This window comes from Streptomyces sp. NPDC000075 (assembly GCF_040301925.1).
Classification (GTDB): Bacteria; Actinomycetota; Actinomycetes; order Streptomycetales; family Streptomycetaceae; genus Streptomyces; species Streptomyces polychromogenes.
Map to the genome: position 1 here is coordinate 17,281 of NZ_JBEPFL010000020.1, position 17,578 is coordinate 34,858.

The 17,578-nt window shown below is 74.7% G+C and carries 16 protein-coding genes; 10 read left to right on the top strand and 6 right to left on the bottom strand.

The features are described from left to right. Positions 1-115: 115 nt before the first annotated feature. On the bottom strand, positions 116-703 hold the full coding sequence (locus tag ABT403_RS22810; protein ID WP_344164971.1) for a hypothetical protein: 588 nt from the start codon (positions 701-703) through the stop codon (positions 116-118). Positions 704-879: 176 nt separating this feature from the next. On the opposite strand from ABT403_RS22810, the gene ABT403_RS22815 reads away from it, so the two are divergent. From ABT403_RS22815 to ABT403_RS22825, 3 genes are all read left to right on the top strand, one after another. After that, positions 880-2,181 carry a glycosyltransferase family protein gene (locus ABT403_RS22815; RefSeq protein ID WP_344164974.1) on the top strand — a complete coding sequence of 434 codons (1,302 nt, stop codon included), beginning with the start codon at positions 880-882 and terminating at the stop codon, positions 2,179-2,181. 44 nt (positions 2,182-2,225) lie between these two features. After that, entirely contained in the window at positions 2,226-3,071 is an 846-nt protein-coding gene (locus ABT403_RS22820) for a sulfurtransferase (protein WP_344164977.1), read from the top strand. Between the two features lie 104 nt (positions 3,072-3,175). Next, positions 3,176-3,922 carry a DUF4097 family beta strand repeat-containing protein gene (locus ABT403_RS22825; RefSeq protein WP_344164980.1) on the top strand — a complete coding sequence of 249 codons (747 nt, stop codon included), beginning with the start codon at positions 3,176-3,178 and terminating at the stop codon, positions 3,920-3,922. Between the two features lie 6 nt (positions 3,923-3,928). Here the strand turns inward: ABT403_RS22825 and ABT403_RS22830 are convergent, their stop codons facing one another. Next, positions 3,929-4,327, bottom strand: coding sequence for a RidA family protein (locus ABT403_RS22830; RefSeq protein WP_344164983.1), 399 nt, complete (start codon positions 4,325-4,327; stop codon positions 3,929-3,931). A gap of 125 nt (positions 4,328-4,452) precedes the next feature. On the opposite strand from ABT403_RS22830, the gene lon reads away from it, so the two are divergent. Both lon and ABT403_RS22840 read left to right on the top strand, forming a co-directional pair. Next, positions 4,453-6,849 (top strand): endopeptidase La, encoded by a 2,397-nt coding sequence (gene lon, locus ABT403_RS22835; protein ID WP_344164986.1) that lies wholly within the window; start codon positions 4,453-4,455, stop codon positions 6,847-6,849. 159 nt (positions 6,850-7,008) lie between these two features. After that, positions 7,009-7,449: a MarR family winged helix-turn-helix transcriptional regulator gene (locus ABT403_RS22840; RefSeq protein ID WP_344164990.1), complete on the top strand. Its 441-nt coding sequence runs from the start codon at positions 7,009-7,011 to the stop codon at positions 7,447-7,449. A gap of 30 nt (positions 7,450-7,479) precedes the next feature. Here ABT403_RS22840 and ABT403_RS22845 read toward each other — a convergent pair whose 3' ends face one another. Beyond that, positions 7,480-8,253, bottom strand: coding sequence for a protein phosphatase 2C domain-containing protein (locus ABT403_RS22845; RefSeq protein WP_344164992.1), 774 nt, complete (start codon positions 8,251-8,253; stop codon positions 7,480-7,482). Between the two features lie 415 nt (positions 8,254-8,668). Between ABT403_RS22845 and ABT403_RS22850 the strand changes: the two genes are divergently transcribed. The 5 genes from ABT403_RS22850 to ABT403_RS22870 are packed head-to-tail and all read left to right on the top strand — an operon-like array spanning position 8,669 to position 14,654. Beyond that, positions 8,669-11,842 (top strand): sensor histidine kinase, encoded by a 3,174-nt coding sequence (locus tag ABT403_RS22850; RefSeq protein ID WP_344164995.1) that lies wholly within the window; start codon positions 8,669-8,671, stop codon positions 11,840-11,842. Continuing rightward, positions 11,839-12,315, top strand: a complete 477-nt coding sequence (locus ABT403_RS22855; protein WP_344164998.1) for a roadblock/LC7 domain-containing protein — start codon at positions 11,839-11,841, stop codon at positions 12,313-12,315. Before ABT403_RS22850 ends, ABT403_RS22855 begins: the two co-directional genes overlap by 4 nt. Further along, the gene (locus ABT403_RS22860) at positions 12,312-12,695 is read left to right on the top strand and encodes a DUF742 domain-containing protein (protein WP_344165001.1); all 384 of its coding nucleotides are present in this window, start codon (positions 12,312-12,314) and stop codon (positions 12,693-12,695) included. Before ABT403_RS22855 ends, ABT403_RS22860 begins: the two co-directional genes overlap by 4 nt. Next, positions 12,676-13,341 carry a GTP-binding protein gene (locus ABT403_RS22865; protein ID WP_344165004.1) on the top strand — a complete coding sequence of 222 codons (666 nt, stop codon included), beginning with the start codon at positions 12,676-12,678 and terminating at the stop codon, positions 13,339-13,341. The genes ABT403_RS22860 and ABT403_RS22865 overlap by 20 nt, the downstream gene beginning before the upstream one ends. A gap of 32 nt (positions 13,342-13,373) precedes the next feature. Further along, the gene (locus ABT403_RS22870) at positions 13,374-14,654 is read left to right on the top strand and encodes a styrene monooxygenase/indole monooxygenase family protein (RefSeq protein ID WP_344165007.1); all 1,281 of its coding nucleotides are present in this window, start codon (positions 13,374-13,376) and stop codon (positions 14,652-14,654) included. On the opposite strand, the gene ABT403_RS22875 is transcribed toward ABT403_RS22870, so the two are convergent. The 3 genes from ABT403_RS22875 to ABT403_RS22885 all read right to left on the bottom strand — a co-directional run bounded on the left by ABT403_RS22875 (position 14,585) and on the right by ABT403_RS22885 (position 17,518). After that, the gene (locus ABT403_RS22875; protein ID WP_344165010.1) at positions 14,585-15,787 is read right to left on the bottom strand and encodes a C40 family peptidase; all 1,203 of its coding nucleotides are present in this window, start codon (positions 15,785-15,787) and stop codon (positions 14,585-14,587) included. The genes ABT403_RS22870 and ABT403_RS22875 overlap by 70 nt on opposite strands. Positions 15,788-16,724: 937 nt before the next feature. Next, positions 16,725-17,129, bottom strand: a complete 405-nt coding sequence (locus tag ABT403_RS22880) for an SHOCT domain-containing protein (RefSeq protein ID WP_344165013.1) — start codon at positions 17,127-17,129, stop codon at positions 16,725-16,727. After that, a complete protein-coding gene (locus ABT403_RS22885) occupies positions 17,129-17,518 on the bottom strand; it encodes a DUF6325 family protein (protein WP_079429758.1) in 390 nt (129 codons plus the stop codon). The genes ABT403_RS22880 and ABT403_RS22885 overlap by 1 nt, the downstream gene beginning before the upstream one ends. Positions 17,519-17,578: the final 60 nt, after the last annotated feature.

Consider the following 17,578-nt stretch of genomic DNA (forward strand, 5'->3'; position numbering starts at 1 on the left):
CCTGATGATCCGCGTGATGGCTGGGGTGCAGCGTAGAGGAGGCACCGGCCTGCGGCCATGGAGGGTTCGGACAGGACTCCGGCGCATGCGGAATCAGAGATTCATCCCGGATTCCTCAGGCGGAGTCGAATCCGGGGAGCGCCTCCAGCACCCGGGACAGGGCCGGCGGCAGTGCCGTCTGGTCGGCCGCCACCTCGAAACCGCCGTACGCGAAGGAGTACGTGAACCCGTCGTAGACCGGCGGATCGGCGGTCGTCCTGCGGGGCAGGTGCGCGAAGTCCGCCGCACGCAGCGCGGTGCGCAGATCCTCCAGCCCTGAAGGCGCCAGCCGGCCCTTGCGCACCTCCTTGTCCCGCTCGCCGAGGAGGGTCCAGGAACCGTCGCCGTTGACGAGAAGGGTGCGTGTGCGGCCCGCGAAACCGCCGCTGCGGGTGACGCGCAGGAGGCGCTCGGTGGACGGGGCGGAGGGGGCCGGCGCGGTGGTGGGCGGGGCGGCGGGTGTGGTGCCGGGGGGCGCGGGGGTGGCCGTCGGGGGTGCCGTGGGGGGTGCCGTGGGGTGTGCCTCGGGGGGTGTCGCCGTCGCGGGGGCCGTGGCGCCCGCCGGCGCCGGGCCGCCCGGGGAGCCGTCGTCGCCGCACCCCGCCAGGGACACCGCGGCGAGCAGCACCGCCGCCGCGGCCCCGGCCGCTCGCATCGCTCGCACGCCAACCTCCAGCGGGTCACCGGTACCGACCCCGAGTATGGAGCCCCCGAACCGCTACGGAAAGCACCCCGGAGGACGTCATCCACCGCAAGGCCCCCTGGCGCTGGTTCCCGCCGCTGCTCGCCGTCCTCCTCCTCGCGGCGTGGGGGCTGGGGCGGGGGCCGGGCGGGGGCAGCATGTGGCGGGACGAATCCACGACCTGGCAGGTCGCCCACCGGCCGGCCGGCGGGCTGTGGGAGCTGCTCGGGCGGGTCGACGCGGTGCACGCGCTGTACTACGCGCTCATGCACGCCGTGTTCGCGGCGTGGGGGGACGGCGGGGCCGACGGGGGCGGGCTGTGGGCGCTGCGGCTGCCGTCCGTGGCGGGGACCGCCCTCGCGGCCGGCGGGGTGGCGGCGGTCGCGCACCGGCTGGCGGGGGAGCGGGCCGCCCTGGGGGCGGGAGTGGTGTACGTCCTGCTGCCGCCCGTGCAGATGTACGGGCAGGAGGGGCGCTCGTACGCCCTGGTCGCGGCGGCCGTGGCCTGGGCGACGTACCTGATGCTGCGCCGGTGGTGGGCCGCCTACGCGGTGGTGCTGCTGGTGGGCTGCTGGCTGCACGAGTTCGCCGCCCTGGCGCTGCTCGCGCACGGGTTCCACGCCTGGCGGGAGCGGGGCTGGCGGTGGGCGGCCGGGGCGGTCGCCGCCGGACTGCTGCCGCTGGCCGTGGTGAGCGCCGGACAGGCGGAGCGGCAGCTGGGCTGGCTGGGGCGGCCCCGCTGGCAGGACTGGGTGGCGTACGGGGTGCTGGCGGGAGCGGTGGCCCTGCTGGCGCGGGGGATGCGGAGGGGGGCCGGCCGGGCCGGGCTGGTCCGGGTCGCGGTGCCCCTGGCGCTGCTGCCGCCCGGGCTGCTGATGGGGGTCTCGCTGGTGCGCCCCTGGTACGTCGACCGGTACGTCCTCTACGCCCTGGGCGGGCTCGCCCTGCTGGCGGGGGTCCGGCTGGGGGAGGCGCGGGCGGCGCGGGGGTGGGTGCCGTGGCTGGTGGCGGGAGTGCTGCTGGTGCCGGTGGGGGCGTGGTCGGCGTGGCTGCGCACCCCGGAGAGCCGCAGGGACGACGTCCTCGCGGTCGCGGCGGCCGTCCGCGAGCGGGGGCGGCCGGGGGACGCGGTGCTGTTCATGCCCTCGCGGAGACGGGAGTGGCTGCTGTCCTCGCCCCGGGTGTACGCGGGGCTGCGCGACGTGGCCCTGGCCGCCTCCCCGGCCGCCTCGCACACCCTCCACGGGACGGAGCTCCCCCCGGCCCGGGTCCGGGAGGGGCTGCTGGCGTCCTCCCGGGTGCTGGCCCTCCTGGACCCGCCCGGCCAGCCCCTGGACCCGTACCCGGCGGAGGCGGCCAAACGCGCCGCCCTGGCGGAGGCCTTCGACCTGTGCGGGGTGACGGAGGTCAGGGGGGCGAGGGTGGCGGTGTACACGCGGCGGGGCGGGGGGTGTGGGTGAGGATGGGCGGCAGACCGTGTTCGATCACCGCCGCGGAGGCCCGTATGCCCGTCCCCCGGATACCCGGACAGATACCCGGACCACTCGTGAGCGCCGGCTGGCTCGCCGGACGGCTGGGACGGGTCGTGGTGTTCGACGCGTCCGTCGGGGCGCACCGGGGCGGGGCCCGCAGGATCCCCGGGGCGCGCCCCTTCGACCTGGACGGGGTGCTGTCCGACCATGCCGCCCCCGCCCCGCACACCATGCCGGCACCGGCGGCGTTCGAGGAGGCGTTGCGGGGGCTGGGGGTCGACGAGGACGACGCCGTGGTCGTCTACGACGGTGCCGGGATCTACTCCAGCGCCCGGGCCTGGTGGATGCTGCGGGCCATGGGCTTCGACCGGGCCGCCGTGCTGGACGGCGGGCTGCCTGCCTGGAGCGCCGCCGGGCTGCCCGTCGAGGACGGGCCGGCGGCGTACGACGGGCCGCGCGGGTCCTTCACCGCCCGGCCGCGTCCCGGGCTGCTCGTGGACGCCGGCACCGTCGCCGGCGCGCTCGGCGACCCGGCCGCCGCCGTGCTCGACGCCCGGACCCGGGAGCGGTTCGCCGGCAGTGCCCCCGAGCCCCGGCCGGGGCTGCGCGGCGGGCACATGCCGGGGGCGCTGAACCTGCCGTTCGGCGAACTCCAGGGGCCCGGGGGGCTGATGCGTCCGGCCGGGGAACTCCGGGCCGCCTTCGAGGCGTTGGCCGGGGAGAGGGAGCGGCTCTACTTCAGCTGCGGCTCCGGTGTCACGGCTTGCGTGCTGGCGCTGGGCGCGACCCTGGCCGGGTACGGGGAGACCGCCGTGTACGACGGCTCGTGGAGCGAGTGGGGGATGCCCTCGGAGTGGCCCGTGGTGGCCGGGAGCTGAGGCGCGGGGAGGCCGGCGGGCGGGCCGGGGTGGGGTTAGCACCACCCCGGATCGGGATGCCCGCACCCGCGCGCTCCGGGGCCGGGCTGGGCAGGCTTGTGGGTATGGCACCTCACACCACGTCAACCCGCCTCGCCGTCACGGCCCTCGGGGCCGCTCTCCTGCTGTCCGGCTGCGCCCTGACGGGGGTGGGCCCCGTGCAGACCGCCGACGCCGACGCCACCGTCTCCGAGGCGGTGACGGCGGTCGAGCTGAAGGACGTCCGCAGCGGCGACGTCGAGGTGGTCCCGGGCTCCGGCCCCGGGGTCGCCGTCCGCCGGGTCGTCCACTACCGGGGCGCCGCCGTGCCCACGCCCGGGCAGCGGGTCTCGGGCGGGGTGCTGACCTTCAGCGACGGCTGTGAGGACGACTGCTGGATCGACTACCGCCTGGAGGTGCCCGCGGCGGCGCGGGTGCGGGTCGAGGGCAGCAGCGGTGACATCACGGTCAGGGGGGTCGCCGGGGCCGACTTGACCTCGTCCTCCGGAGACGTCCGGGCCGAGGCGATCACCGGGCCGGTGAAGGTGCGCACCAGCTCGGGGCGGATCACCGCCACCGGGCTGGAAGGGGCCGAGGCCGAGTTCCGGGCGAGCTCCGGGGAGGTGGGGGCGGAGTTCGCGAAGCCCCCGGCCTCCGTGTCCGTCACCACCAGCTCCGGCGACGTCGGGCTGAAGGCCCCCCAGGGCCCGTACCGGGTGTCCACCGACACGTCCGCCGGGACCCGGCGGATCTCCCTGAACGACAGCCCCGGCGCCCGGTCGGTCATCACGGTCCGCACCAGCACCGGCGACATCACCGTCGGGGCGTCGTAGGGCCCGTCACTCCTCGTCCAGGATCGCGTCGACCTCGATCTCGACCAGCCAGGCCGGGTCGATGAAGCGCGAGACCTCCACGAAGGTGGCCGCCGGGCGGATGCCGGCGAAGCGTTCGCCGTGGGCCCGTGCGGCCTCCTCCCAACGGGTGATGTCCGTCAGCATGATCCGGGTCCGCACGGCGTGTCCGAGCGAGGCGCCCGCCTCCTCCAGGGCCCGACCGGCGATGTCCAGGCAGCGGACCGTCTGGGCGTACACGTCGCCCGGGCCCACGGTGGAGCCGTCGTCCCCGATCGGCGCCGTGCCCGCGACGGCCACGTGCCGTCCGATGCGCACCGCGCGGGAGAAGCCGATCCGGGGTTCCAGGGGCGAGCCCGAGCTGACGGTCCGTCGTATGTCTGCCATGGGCTCATGGTGCTACGCGGAGGGCCTCGGAGGTGTTCGCCCCGGGCGAACGCGAGTTGGGGAACATTGCCGGGCGCAGAAGCATTGAGTCGGCATAGCTCAACTTCACTGCCGGAGGGAAGATCATGGCTTCGACGTCCGTAACGCTCACCCTGCCCGTGCTGCCGCTCGACGACGAGGTCGTGCTGCCCGGGATGGTCGTCCCGCTGGACCTGTCCGACGCCGAGGTGCGCGCCGCCGTCGAGGCCGCGCAGGCGGCGCGCGGCAGCGGGAAGCCCCGGGTGCTGCTCGTGCCGCGGGTCGACGGGAAGTACGCCGGGATCGGTGTGCTGGGGACCGTCGAACAGGTCGGGCGGCTCTCCGACGGCGATCCCGGGGCGCTGATCCGCGGGCGCGGCCGCGTCCGGATCGGCGCCGGGACCACCGGGCCCGGGGCGGCGCTCTGGGTCGAGGGGGAGACCGTGGAGGAGCAGGTGCCCGACCCGCTGCCCGGGGCGGTCGCCGAGCTCGTCAAGGAGTACAAGGCACTCGCCACCAGCTGGCTCAAGAAGCGCGGCGCCTGGCAGGTCGTGGACCGGGTGCAGCAGATCGAGGGGGTGTCGGCGCTCGCCGACAACTCCGGGTACTCGCCGTTCCTGACCGTGGCGCAGAAGGTCGAACTGCTGGAGACCGTCGACCCGGTCGCCCGCCTGCGGCTCGCCGTCAAGGCGCTCAGCGACCACCTCGCCGAGCAGGACGTGGCCGAGTCCATCGCCAAGGACGTCCAGGACGGCGTCGAGAAGCAGCAGCGCGAGTTCCTGCTGCGCCGCCAGCTGGAGGCCGTCCGCAAGGAGCTGCGCGAGCTCGGCGGGGAGAAGGAGGGCGAGGAGTCCGACGACTACCGGGCCCGCGTCGAGGCCGCCGACCTGCCCGAGAAGGTCCGCGAGGCCGCGCTCAAGGAGGTCGACAAGCTGGAGCGCTCCAGCGACCAGAGCCCCGAGGGCTCCTGGATCCGCACCTGGCTGGACACCGTGCTGGAGCTGCCCTGGAACGAGCGCAGCGAGGACCGGTACGACATCCAGGGCGCGCGGGCCGTGCTCGACGCCGAGCACGCCGGGCTGAACGACGTGAAGGACCGCATCACCGAGTACCTCGCGGTGCGCAAGCGGCGCGGCGAGCGCGGTATGGGCGTCATCGGCGGGCGGCGCGGCGGTGCCGTGCTCGCGCTGGTCGGGCCCCCCGGCGTCGGCAAGACCTCGCTCGGGGAGTCCGTGGCCCACGCCATGGGCCGCAAGTTCGTCCGCGTGGCCCTCGGCGGCGTACGCGACGAGGCCGAGATCCGCGGCCACCGCAGGACCTACGTCGGCGCCCTGCCGGGCCGCATCGTCCGGGCGATCAAGGAGGCCGGGTCGATGAACCCGGTCGTCCTCCTCGACGAGATCGACAAGGTCGGCTCCGACTTCCGCGGCGACCCCGCGGCGGCCCTGCTGGAGGTGCTGGACCCGGCCCAGAACCACACCTTCCGCGACCACTACCTGGAGGTGGAGCTCGACCTCAGCGACGTGGTCTTCCTGGCCACGGCGAACGTCCTGGAGGCCATCCCCGAGGCCCTGGCCGACCGGATGGAGCTGGTCCGCCTCGACGGCTACACCGAGGACGAGAAGGTCGTCATCGCCCGTGACCACCTGCTGCCCCGCCAGCTGGAGCGCGCCGGGCTGACCGCCGAGGAAGTGGTCCTGGAGGAGGAGGCGCTGCGCAAGCTCGCCGGGGAGTACACCCGCGAGGCGGGCGTGCGCACCCTGGAGCGGTCCATCGCGCGGCTGCTGCGCAAGGTGGCCTCGCAGCACGAGCTGGGCGAGCGGGAGTTCCCGTTCACCATCGGCGCCGGCGAGCTGCGCGGCCTGATCGGCCGCCCGCACCACGTGCCGGAGTCCGCCCAGGACCCGGCGGAGCGGCGCACGGCGGTCCCGGGCGTGGCCACCGGCCTCGCCGTGACCGGTGCCGGCGGGGACGTGCTCTTCGTCGAGGCCTCCCTGGCCGACCCGGAGACGGGCGCCGCCGGGCTGACCCTGACCGGGCAGCTGGGCGACGTGATGAAGGAGTCGGCGCAGATCGCCCTCAGCTTCCTGCGCTCGCACGGCGCCGAGCTGGAGCTTCCCGTCGCCGACCTGAAGGACCGGGGCGTGCACATCCACTTCCCGGCGGGCGCCGTCCCCAAGGACGGGCCGAGCGCGGGCATCACCATGACCACCGCGCTGGCCTCCCTGCTCTCCGGCCGCCAGGTCCGCACGGACGTGGCCATGACCGGCGAGGTCTCGCTGACCGGACGGGTGCTGCCCATCGGCGGGGTCAAGCAGAAGCTGCTCGCCGCGCACCGGGCCGGGCTCACGACGGTGATCATCCCGAAGCGCAACGAGGCCGACCTGGACGACGTCCCCGCCGAGGTGCTGGAGGGGCTGGAGGTGCACCCGGTGACCGATGTGCGCCAGGTGCTGGAGCTGGCCCTCGCCCCGGCGGTGGTCTCCTTCACCAAGGCCGCCTGACCGGCGGCGCCGCGCCGCCGCAGGCCCGGAACCCCCTCCCCCAGACTCCGTCCGGGGGGACCCCCAGGCGGGGTCCCGGGCCCGCGGCGCACCACCTGCGAAATACTGGACCCGTACCGGGGTGCCAGGCTCGCACCCCACCAGGGATGGGAGCGGCACGTGCACGGCAGTGAAGACCAGGAGTTCCTCGCGCTGGAGCGGGAGCTGTCCGTCTTCCTGCGGCGCGCCCGGGCCTCCTCGGGCGAGATGGCCCGCGCCCTGCACCCGGAGCTGGAGCCCGCCGCGTACGGGCTGCTCGTCCGGCTGGAGGCCGCCGGCCGCCAGCGGGCCACCGAGCTGGCCGCCTACTTCGGCGTCGGCAAGGCCACCATGAGCCGCCAGCTGCGCGCCCTGGAGCTCCTGGGCCTGGTCGCCCGCGAGCCGGACCCGGCCGACGGCCGCGCCTTCCTCGTCGGCCTCACGGACGAGGGCCGGGACCGCTTCCTGCGGGTGCGCGGTGCCCGGCGCGAGCAGTACATGCGCAAGCTCGCCGACTGGGACCGCGGCGAGGTGGCCGAGCTGGCCCGGCTGCTCAGACAGCTGAACTCCGGCGAGGAGTAGGACCGCCGGGCCGCCGGGGAAGGCGCGGGCTCACAGCTCCGCGTACACCGCCGAGGCGTCGTCGTGGCGCTTGTACCGCGCCGGCGGGCGCAGCGGGTCGGCCTCGATGGCCCGGACCCGCCCGATCAGCCCCCGAGGCCCCTCGTCCCGCAGCACGTCCAGGCAGGCCGCCCAGTCGCCCTGCCCGAACGTGTCCGTCCACCGGCTCGCCCCGTCCGTCAGCGCGGCCAGCGCCCCCACCCGCTCGCGCGGGGTGTGCCCGGTGACCGCCCGGGCCGCGACCGACGGGTCCGCGGCGGCGGTGAAGAAGCCGCCCTCGGCGTTGCGCAGGGCGTCCGTGGCCGCCACCGAGCCGCGCACCTCCCGGGGGATCCGGTCCAGCCGGTCGTCGAGGACCGCCGTGACCCCGCCACCGGGAGCCCGCAGCAGGAGCACGGAGTCCGAGAGGACGAGGTGCTCCACGCCCGCCGCGTCCCAGCGGGCGATCACCACCGTCGCCTGCGGAGTGCGCACGTGAGAAAGGTCACAGGTGCCTCGGTGTGCGTCGGCGGTGTCCTCGATGGCCCGGGCCAGGATCCGGTCGAGCGGCATGTCCCGCCGCGATCCGGACAGTTCGGTCAATCGGCCACCCAGACGGGTGGCGAACCAGGGCACTCCGTGCGCGCAGCCGTCGTCCCCGCGGGGCGGAGTGACCCCGTCCAGGACCACCACAACGCCCCCTCCCGCCGCAGGTGTCGACGCCGATACCCAGTCCTCGTTGGGGCGTTCGGCACTTCCGGGAGCTGAAGCCAGGTCGATGCGCATGCGGACATTCTGCCCACCGGAGCCCTGTGGCGCCGGTCAGGTCCGTACCAATGCCGGAACGGGTACCGCCGGTAAATGTGGGCGGGCATATTGCCAAAGCCCGCCTCGACCTTCAACCGCCCGTCCACGGGCGGCCTCTGGCACGCCGTGCCCGAGTTGGTCGGCCACTCCTCCGTGATGTTCACTCCTTCGAGTGGCCGGGTGGGCGATGTGCGGCTCTCCTCCCAACACACTGCGAAGGTCTGAGGCGGTACGAGGGGGCAGGGGGCGTTTACTTGTTGACCGGCCGTTACCTCGGCCACACGAGTAGACGAGCACGACCTCACGTACAGGATTGCGAGCACCGGTGCAGAAGAAGCGGTCTCGGAAGAACGGCACCGCCAGCGCCGACGGACCCGCCAACGCAGGACGACGCGTGCGCGTCCGCAGCAGGCTGGTGGTCGGAGTAGCAGTCGCCGGACTCACCGTCCTCGCGGCCGGCACCCCCGCCGTGGTCTCCGCCACCAGGGAACTGGACGACTCCCAGCGACTCGTCACCCTCGCCGAGCAGACACAGCACGCCCTCACCCTCGTCCACCTCGTCGGCGACGAGCGCGACGCCGTCGTCGAGTACGTGGCCAAGGGCCGCCCCGGCAACGCCAAGGCCCCCGTCGACGAGCGCACCGCGCGCACCGACCGGCAGCTCGCCGAACTCCGCCCGGAGGCCGACGCCGACCTCGCCCGCGCCCTCGGCCACATCAAGGCCGCCCGCGCCGAGGCCGTCGACGGCAAGGGCAGCGCCGTGGCCGCCCAGCAGGCCTACGCCGGCGTCCTCACCGAACTCCTCGCGCCCGGCGACCGGCTCGCCGAGCTCACCCCGCCGCGCGCCGAGGCCGCCCTCGCCGTCACCCGCCCCATGGCCCCCCTGAGCCAGGCCGTGGACCAGGCCTCCGCCACCCGCGGGCTGCTGCTCGCCGCACTGGCCGTCCCCCGCGCCGAACAGGCCCCGAACAACGCCGTCGCCGACGAGCTCAGCGCCGCCGCGCAGCGCTCCCGCGTCCGCGAACAGGCCGCCCTCGACGACTTCAACCGGGCCGCGCGCCCCGACGTGCGCCAGACCCTCGCCGCCACCGTCACCGGCCCCGAGGTCAAGACCGCCGAGGACCAGCTCAAGCGGCTCACCGAGCGGCCCGCCCTGACCGCCGCCGAACGCAAGGCCACCGACCCGGGCGCCCTCGCCGCCGCGCTGACCGCCCGCCTCGACCGCATGCGCTCCGTCGAAGCCACCCTCGCCGGCCAGCGGGCCACCGCCCTCACCGCCCAGCGCGACGACGACGTGACCCGGCTGGAGCTGATGGTCGCCGGACTCGGCGTCCTCTTCCTCTTCGTCATCGGCTTCTCCACCGCGGTCGCCCGCTCCCTCACCCGGCCCCTGTCCGTCCTGCGCCGCGGCGCCGAACGGCTCGCGACCCCCGAGGGCGCCCAGGAACCGGTGCGCTTCACCGGCCGCAACGACGAGTTCGCCGAGGTCGTCCGCCACCTCAACGCCGTCCGCGAACAGACCGTCGCCCTCCACACCAAGGTCGCCGGACTCGACGCCGACCGGACCCGGCTCATCGGCCGCAACGAGGCCCTCGCCGCCAGCCGCGAAGCCCGGGAACAGGAGCTCGCCACCACCCGCAAGTCCCTGGAAGGGGAACTCGCGGAGCTGCGCGCCGGGCTCGAAGAGCACCGCCGCATCATGTCCACCACCTCGGTCTCCCTCTCCCTGCGCACCCTCGGCCTCGTCGAGCGCCAGCTCGCGGTCATCGAGGAGCTGGAGTCCAAGGAAGGCGACCCCGACCGGCTCGCCACCCTCTTCAAGCTCGACCACCTCGCCACGGTCATGCGCCGCCACAACGAGAACCTCCTGGTCCTCGCCGGACAGGAACACGGCCACGGGCAGAGCCTGCCGGTGCCGCTGGTCGACGTCATGCGCGCCGCCGTCAGCGAGATCGAGCGCTACGAGCGCGTCGACCTGACCACCCTGCCCTCCTACACGCAGGTCGCCGGGCACGCCGCCGACGACATCTCGCACGTGGTAGCCGAGCTCCTGGAGAACGCCACCACCTTCTCGCCGCCGGAAGCCAAGGTGAAGGTCTCCGGCCTGATCACCGACGCCGGCGACGTGGTGCTGTCCGTCGTCGACGAGGGCATCGGCGTCACCGGGGACCGGCTCGACTCCCTCAACTCCCGCCTCTCCACCCCCGAGGCCTACGACGAGGAGCCCGAGGCCGAGCACGGCCTGGGCCTCGGCCTGTACGTCGCCGGCCGCCTCGCCGCGCGCCACGGCGTCACCGCCGAGCTGCGCACCGCCGCCCACGGCGGCACGGAAGCCGTCGTGGTCATCCCGGCCGCACTGCTGCCCGACGCCCCGCCGTTCTCCCCGGTCCACAGCCTGGGCTCCGCCGGCGCGCCCGCGTACCAGCTGCCCGGCGTGATCGCCGAGGCCAACGAGCACACCCTCCCGCCCCGGCTGCGCCCGCCCGTGACGGACGCCCCGGCGCCCGAGGAGACCGCCAAGGTGGTCACGCTGGCGGAGGCGTTCGAGGCGGAGACGGCGGACGAGGCGGAGACGCCGGACGACGCGGAGACGGCGGAGGAGGCCGGTTCCGGGCCGGCGGGTGCCGGTGAGGCCGGGGCCGCCCTGCCTGGGGCCGACGCCGGGTCCGGGAGCGCGGGGTCCGAGGCCGCCGCGTTCGAGACGGCCGAGGCCGAGACGGCCGCGTTCGAGACCGCCGAGGCCGAAGGACCGGAGTCCGGGCACACCGGCATAGAGGCCGACGACGCTGAGGACTTCGACGACGCCGACGACTTCGACGACGCCGAGGACTTCGCGGCCGCCGATCTGGTGGCAGAGGCCTTCGGGGCCGGAGCCTTCACCAAGCGGCCCGCGCACACGGACGCGGACGAGGACGCGGACCGGGGTGCCCGCGAGGAGCGGCCCGCGCGCGCCGTCCCCTCGGCCGGCGCCTTCGACGACGCCCCGCCGCCCCCGGCCGACCAGGTCTTCACCGCCGCCGCCCCGGCCGCCGAGACGCCCGCCGAGGAACTCCTCGCCCGGGTCGTGCCCGACGCCGACGCGGACGCCTTCACCGAGGCCGACCCCGCCCAGGCGGACGCCGCCGGGGAGCCGGGCACCGCGCCCGGTGGCCCCGTACGCAAGGCGGGACTGCCGCGCCGCGAACGGACCGACGCCGACCAGGGCGGACACCGCCGGGCGCCCGACGCGGAGGACGGCTTCGTCCCCCGCCAGGGCAGCCACCCCGAGCCCGGCACCGAGGCCGTCACCGCCAAGGGCCTCCCCAAGCGCACCCCGCGCGCCGTGGCCGCCCCCGGCGGCGGCGCCGGACGCCCCGCCGCGGCCCGCCCCGAGCCGCGCCGGGTCGACGCCGACGAACTGCGCCGCCGGCTCGGCGGCTTCTACCAGGGCGCCCAGGACGGGCGCCGGGTCGCCGCCGCCGAAATCGCACAGGACCAGCGGCAGACGCCGGGGGGCCCGGGGGCTCAGGAGGCCCACGGGCGGGGACACACCGACCAGGGGGACACCGCACAGGAGGCACGCACATGACCGCGCCCAGCACCTACGGACTGAGCAGCCAGGCCCGTAACCTGCAGTGGCTGCTGACAGACCTGGTGGAGGAGGTGCCCGGGGTCAACTCCGTGGCCGTCGTGTCCTCCGACGGGCTGCTGCTGCTCTCCTCCGAGGCGGCACCGGAATCGGGCAGGGCGGACCGGCCCAAGGGCCCCCGCGGCGCCTCGGCCGACCTCGCCACCATCGTGTCCGGACTCGGCAGCCTCACCACCGGCGCGGCCGCCCTGATGGAGTTCGGCTCGGTCAAGCAGACCATGGTGGCGATGGAGAACGGCTCCGTCTTCGTCATGTCCATCAGCGACGGCTCCCTGCTGGGCGTGCACGCCACGCCCGACTGCGACATGGGCGTCGTCGCCTACCACATGGCCCTGTTCGTCGGCCGCGCCGGCCACGTCCTGACCCCCGAAGTCCGCAGTGAGCTGCGCCAGTCGATGGAGAACACCCCGTGAGGAGTCCGGCCTCCGACCGGCTGCCGATACGCGGAGCCGACCGCCGCCCCGCCCGCGTCCGCCCGTACTCCCTCACGGGCGGCCGCACCCGCTTCACCCAGGTGCTGCTCGTGGAGACGTTCGTCGCCACCCTGGACTCCGGACCGGCCAAAACGCCCGACCGGATGCCCGAGATGCGGGCCATCGTCGAGGTGTGCCGGCGGATGCGGACCATCGCCGAGATATCCGCGCTGCTGAAGCTGCCGCTCGGCGTCGTCCGGGTCCTGGTCAGCGACCTCGCCGACCAGGGCCGGATCCGCGTCTACGGCTCCGGGCACGGCACCGGCCGCCCCGACCGCGCGCTGCTGGAAAGGGTGCTCGATGGCCTTCGCCGTCTCTGAAGCCGTCACCGACGTGGTCCCCGGCACCGTCACCGGTCCGGACACCGCGCTCCCGCTGGACGACGAGCCCGTCCAGCCGTGGCAGTACGACCGCTCGCGGGCTCCCGTCGCCGTCAAGGTGCTGGTCGCGGGCGGGTTCGGAGTCGGCAAGACCACCTTCGTGTCCTCCGTCTCCGAGATCACCCCGCTGCGCACCGAGGCGGTGATGACCCAGGCCAGCGTCCCGACCGACGACCTGACCGGGACCCCGGACAAGAACACGACCACCGTCGCGATGGACTTCGGCCGCATCACCCTCGCCGACGACCTCGTGCTGTACGTGTACGGGACGCCGGGCCAGGAGCGGTTCTGGTTCATGTGGGACGACCTGGTGCGCGGCGCCATCGGCGGCCTGGTGCTCGCCGACACCCGCCGGCTGCGGGACTGCTTCCCCGCCCTCGACTACTTCGAGAGCTGCGGACTGCCGTACGCGGTCGCCGTCAACCACTTCGAGGGCTCGAAGGAGTACGAGCCGGAGGACGTGCGGGAGGCGCTCACGATCCCGCCGGACGTACCCGTCGTGATCATGGACGCGCGGCGCCGGGACACGGTCGTCGAGTCCCTGCTGACCCTGGTGGGCCACGCGCTGGACGCCACGCCCGCATAGCCGGCCGAGCCCGATCAGATTGAGAACGTGAAATGCGCAGGATACTTGTCGTGGGGGCCGGGCAGTCCGGCCTCCAGCTCGCCCTCGGCCTCCAGGCGAAGGGCTACGAGGTCACCCTCATGTCCAACCGGACCGCGGACGAGATCCGCACCGGGCGGGTCATGTCCACGCAGTGCATGTTCGACTCCGCGCTCCGGCACGAGCGCGACCTCCAGCTGAACTTCTGGGAGCGGCAGGCCCCCCGGATCCAGGGCCTCGGCGTCTCCGTCGCCGCCCCCGACGGCGGCCGCGCCGTCGACTGGCTGGGCCGCCTCAAGGGCTACGCGCAGTCCGTGGACCAGCGCGTGAAGATGGCCGGCTGGCTCGACGTGTTCGTGCAGCGGGGCGGCCAGCTGGTCATCCACGGCGCGTCCGTCGCCGACCTCGACTACTTCTCCCGCGCCTACGAGCTGGTGCTGGTCGCCGCCGGCAAGGGCGAGCTCGTCTCCATGTTCGGACGGGACGCGGCACGCTCCCCGTACGACAGCCCCCAGCGGGCCCTGGCCGTGGCGTACGTGCACGGGCTCGGCCCGCGCCCGGAGCACCCGGACACCGACGCGGTGCGCTGCAACCTCGTCCCCGGCGTCGGCGAACTGTTCGTCATGCCGACGCTGACCACCTCGGGGCGCGCGGACATCCTGTTCTGGGAGGGGCTCCCGGGCGGTCCGCTGGACGTCTTCCGGGGCGTCAACGACCCCGGGGAGCACCTGGAGCTGACGCTGGAGCTGATGGAGAAGTTCGTGCCGTGGGAGTACGCCCGCGCCACGAAGGTCGAACTGACCGACTCCGGCGCCACCCTGGCCGGCCGCTACGCACCGGTGGTGCGCAAGCCGGTCGGGCGGCTGCCCGGCGGCGGACTGGTGCTGGGCGTGGCGGACGTGGTCGTCGCCAACGACCCGGTCACCGGGCAGGGCGCGAACGCCGCCGCGAAGTGCGCGGCCTCGTACCTGTCGTCGATCCTGATGCACGGCGACAAGCCGTTCGACGAGGCCTGGATGAAGGCCACCTTCGACAAGTACTGGTTCACCACCGGCAAGCCCGTCACCCAGTGGACCAACGCCATGCTGGGCGTCCCGCCGGAGCACGTGCTGGAGCTGATCGGGGCGGCCGGGCGGTACCAGCGGGTGGCGGATCGATTCGCCAACGGCTTCGACAACCCGGCCGACTTCGACGCGTACTTCTACGACCCCGAGGACGCGGAGGACTACCTCGCCGAGGTCGCGGAGGCCGAGGCCGAGGCGGAGGCCGCCGTGGGGTCGGCGTCCGCGTCGTAGCCCGCGTCCTCCCCCGCGCCGTCCCCCGTCGTCGGCTCGGCCTCCGGCAGCGGCGGCGGGGTGAAGCGGGCCAGCGGGGTCCCGTCCGGGTCCGGGCGGACCGCGCCGAGCAGCGGGTTCGCCGCGATCGGTGAGACCTTGACCTTCGCGCCCGGACGGGGGGCCTGGATCACCTTGCCGTCGCCGATGTACAGGGCCACGTGGGTGGCCTTCGGGAAGTAGACCACCAGGTCCCCGGGGCGCAGCCGGTCCAGCGGGATCCGGGGCAGCTGCGCCCACTGCTCCTGGCTGGTACGGGGGATGGACCGCCCGGCGTGCTCCCAGGCCTGCGAGGTCAGCCCGGAGCAGTCGAACGAGGCCGGCCCCTCGGCGCCCCACACGTACGGCTTGCCGATCTGGGCGGTCGCGTAGCGGAGTGCGGCGTCGCCTGCGGCGGTGGGCGGGGTCGTACGGGCGGGCAGCCGGCCCGAGTCCATCAGGGTGCGCTGCGCGCCGGCGGTGACGGCCGCCTCCCGGGTGCTGAGCCCGGCCAGTTCGGCAGGGGTGAGGGAGGCGAGGAGCCGCTCGACCTCCTTGAGCCGGCCGGTGACCTCCTGCCGGGCCTCCTTCTGCCGCGCCGCGAGGCTCTGCTGGGCGTCGAGGGCCTTGCGGGCGGCGTCGGCGAGCGCGCCCGCCTGCCGCTGGTCCCGCTCCAGCCGCGCCACGACCCCGGCCCGCCGGGCGCCCTCGCGCGCGGCGAGCCGACGCTGGTCGAGGGCCTGCTGGGGGTCGCCGGAGAGCAGCATCCGCAGGTAGGGGGAGAGCCCGCCGCCCCGGGCACCCTGGTACTGCTCCCGCGCGAGCCGCCCGGCGGTGACCCGCTCGGAGTCGAGGGCGGAGCGGGCCTTGCCGAGGGCGGTGGCGAGCCTTTCCTCCTCCGCCTGGCGGGACTTGAGGGCGACCTCGGCGGCGTTGTAGGCCTCGGTGGCCTCCTCGGCCTGCTGGTACAGCCCCTGGAGCCGGGTGAGCAGCTCCCCGACGGGCTCGGCCCGCGCGACGGGCGGGGGTGCCGCGGTGACGAGGAGGGCGGCGGCGAGGCAGCTGATGCTGATGCCGGTACCGATGCCGAGTGGCCGTTGCGGTCGTTTTGTCATGTAATCACCTCCGCTGGCCGATGCTGCCACGGCGGCGGGGTGGGGGAGGCGACGCGACGACGGCGGGGCGACGGGGGCCACCCGGATGGGGGGAGGGCGGGGTCCCGGTGGGGCGGTCTCAGAGAAGGCTTGGGGGTTTCCCGTCAGTCTCATCGTCCTTCCGCGTCGGGCCGGCCTGTCAAGGGCGCTCCTTCGTCGCGTCGCTTCGCGATGGCCTGCGGCGACCCTTGACAGACCGTCCCGCCACGGAAAAACGAAGACTGCCGGGAACCCCCCAAAGGAACGGGACGGATGTTCCTTGGACATGCGGCCGTGTCAGGGATCAGCCGGGCAGGCCGGGGGCCGGCAGACCACACATCCGGCCCCCATGAGGTGCAATCGATGCCAGCCCACGCATCAGATCGCTACGCGCTTCTCTTTTCTCGGCGGCTTGCCGCCGTCCTGGGCTGGGATGCTCTGCGGGTTGGCTTGTGGTGCCGGTACCAGCCCAAGGCGGCCGATGGCCGCCGAGAAGAGAGGAGCGCGTAGCGATCTGACGCGCCCAGCGGCCCGGATGCCCATCTCATCGGCCGTTCGTGCAGGTAGCGGCCCCAGACGGCCGCCGGACGCTAAGACGACAGGAGCGCGTAGCGATCTGATGCGTGGGGTGGCGCCGATTGACGGTGATGGGGGCCGGATCGCTGGTCTGCCGTGTCCCGACGACCCCGACGGGTCGCTGATCCCGCCGGATGTCCATCTCCGGTCCGTCCCGTTCCTTTGGGGGGTTCCCGGCAGTCTTCGGCTTTTCGTGGCGGGGCGGTCTGTCAAGGGTCGCCGCAGGCGATCGCGAAGCGACGCGACGAAGGAGCGCCCTTGACAGGGCGGCCCGACGCGGAAGGACGATGAGACTGGCGGGAAACCCCCAACCCTCCCTGAGACCGCCCCGCTTGAGCTCCGCTCACCCCTCCAGCAGCCGGGCCTTCGCGCGGGCGAACTCCTCCGGGGTCAGGAGGCCCTCGCGGGTGAGGTCGGCCAGTTGGGTGAGCTCCGTGACCAGGGTGGCCTGCGGGGTGGGGGTGCGGGGCGGGGAGGGCGGCCAGGGGGACGGGCGGGCCATCGCGTCGGCCTCGTCCAGCGTCTCCGCCCGGCCCTCCAGCCCCGTTCCCGCCGCCTCCGCCAGGGCCTCGGCCTCCGTGAGGGCTTCGGCCTCGTCCTCCGCGAAGGCCTCCGCCAGTTCCTCCTCGTCCACGCCCTGGCTCCACTCCGCCGCTCCCGCCGCCCGTCGCAGCAGGCCCCGCAGCAGGGGGTGGCCCGGCGGGCGGGTCGCCGCCGTCACCGTCACGTTCACCGGGCGGATGAACATCAGGCCACCTCCACCCGCTCCGCCGGGATCCGGACCGAGCCCACGATCCGCCCGCCCGCCGCCCGTACCGCGACGGCCGCGTCCTGCGCCCAGACGTGTTCGACCACCAGCAGCAGCGCGCAGCTGCCCCGGTCCAGCAGCTCCGCCGCCTCCCGTACGTCCTCCGGGCCGATCAGCCGGGCCACGTCGCGGCCCGCCAGGAGGCCGCGCAGCTCCACGAACTCGTCGAACTCCGCCGCCAGGACCTCTCCCGAGGCCGTCTTCGTCGTGACCAGGCCGTCGATCAGGCGCACCACCCCGGTCTTGCGCAGGCCCATCACGGCCTCCACCGCCGGGACCCGGAGCTGTTCCTCCGGGAAGGCGAGGACGATGAATTCCACAGGTCCCATAAGGCTCGGCTCCCGCTCCTCGCGACGGTGATGTCGACCGTTTCTGACGACTCTTCGGCA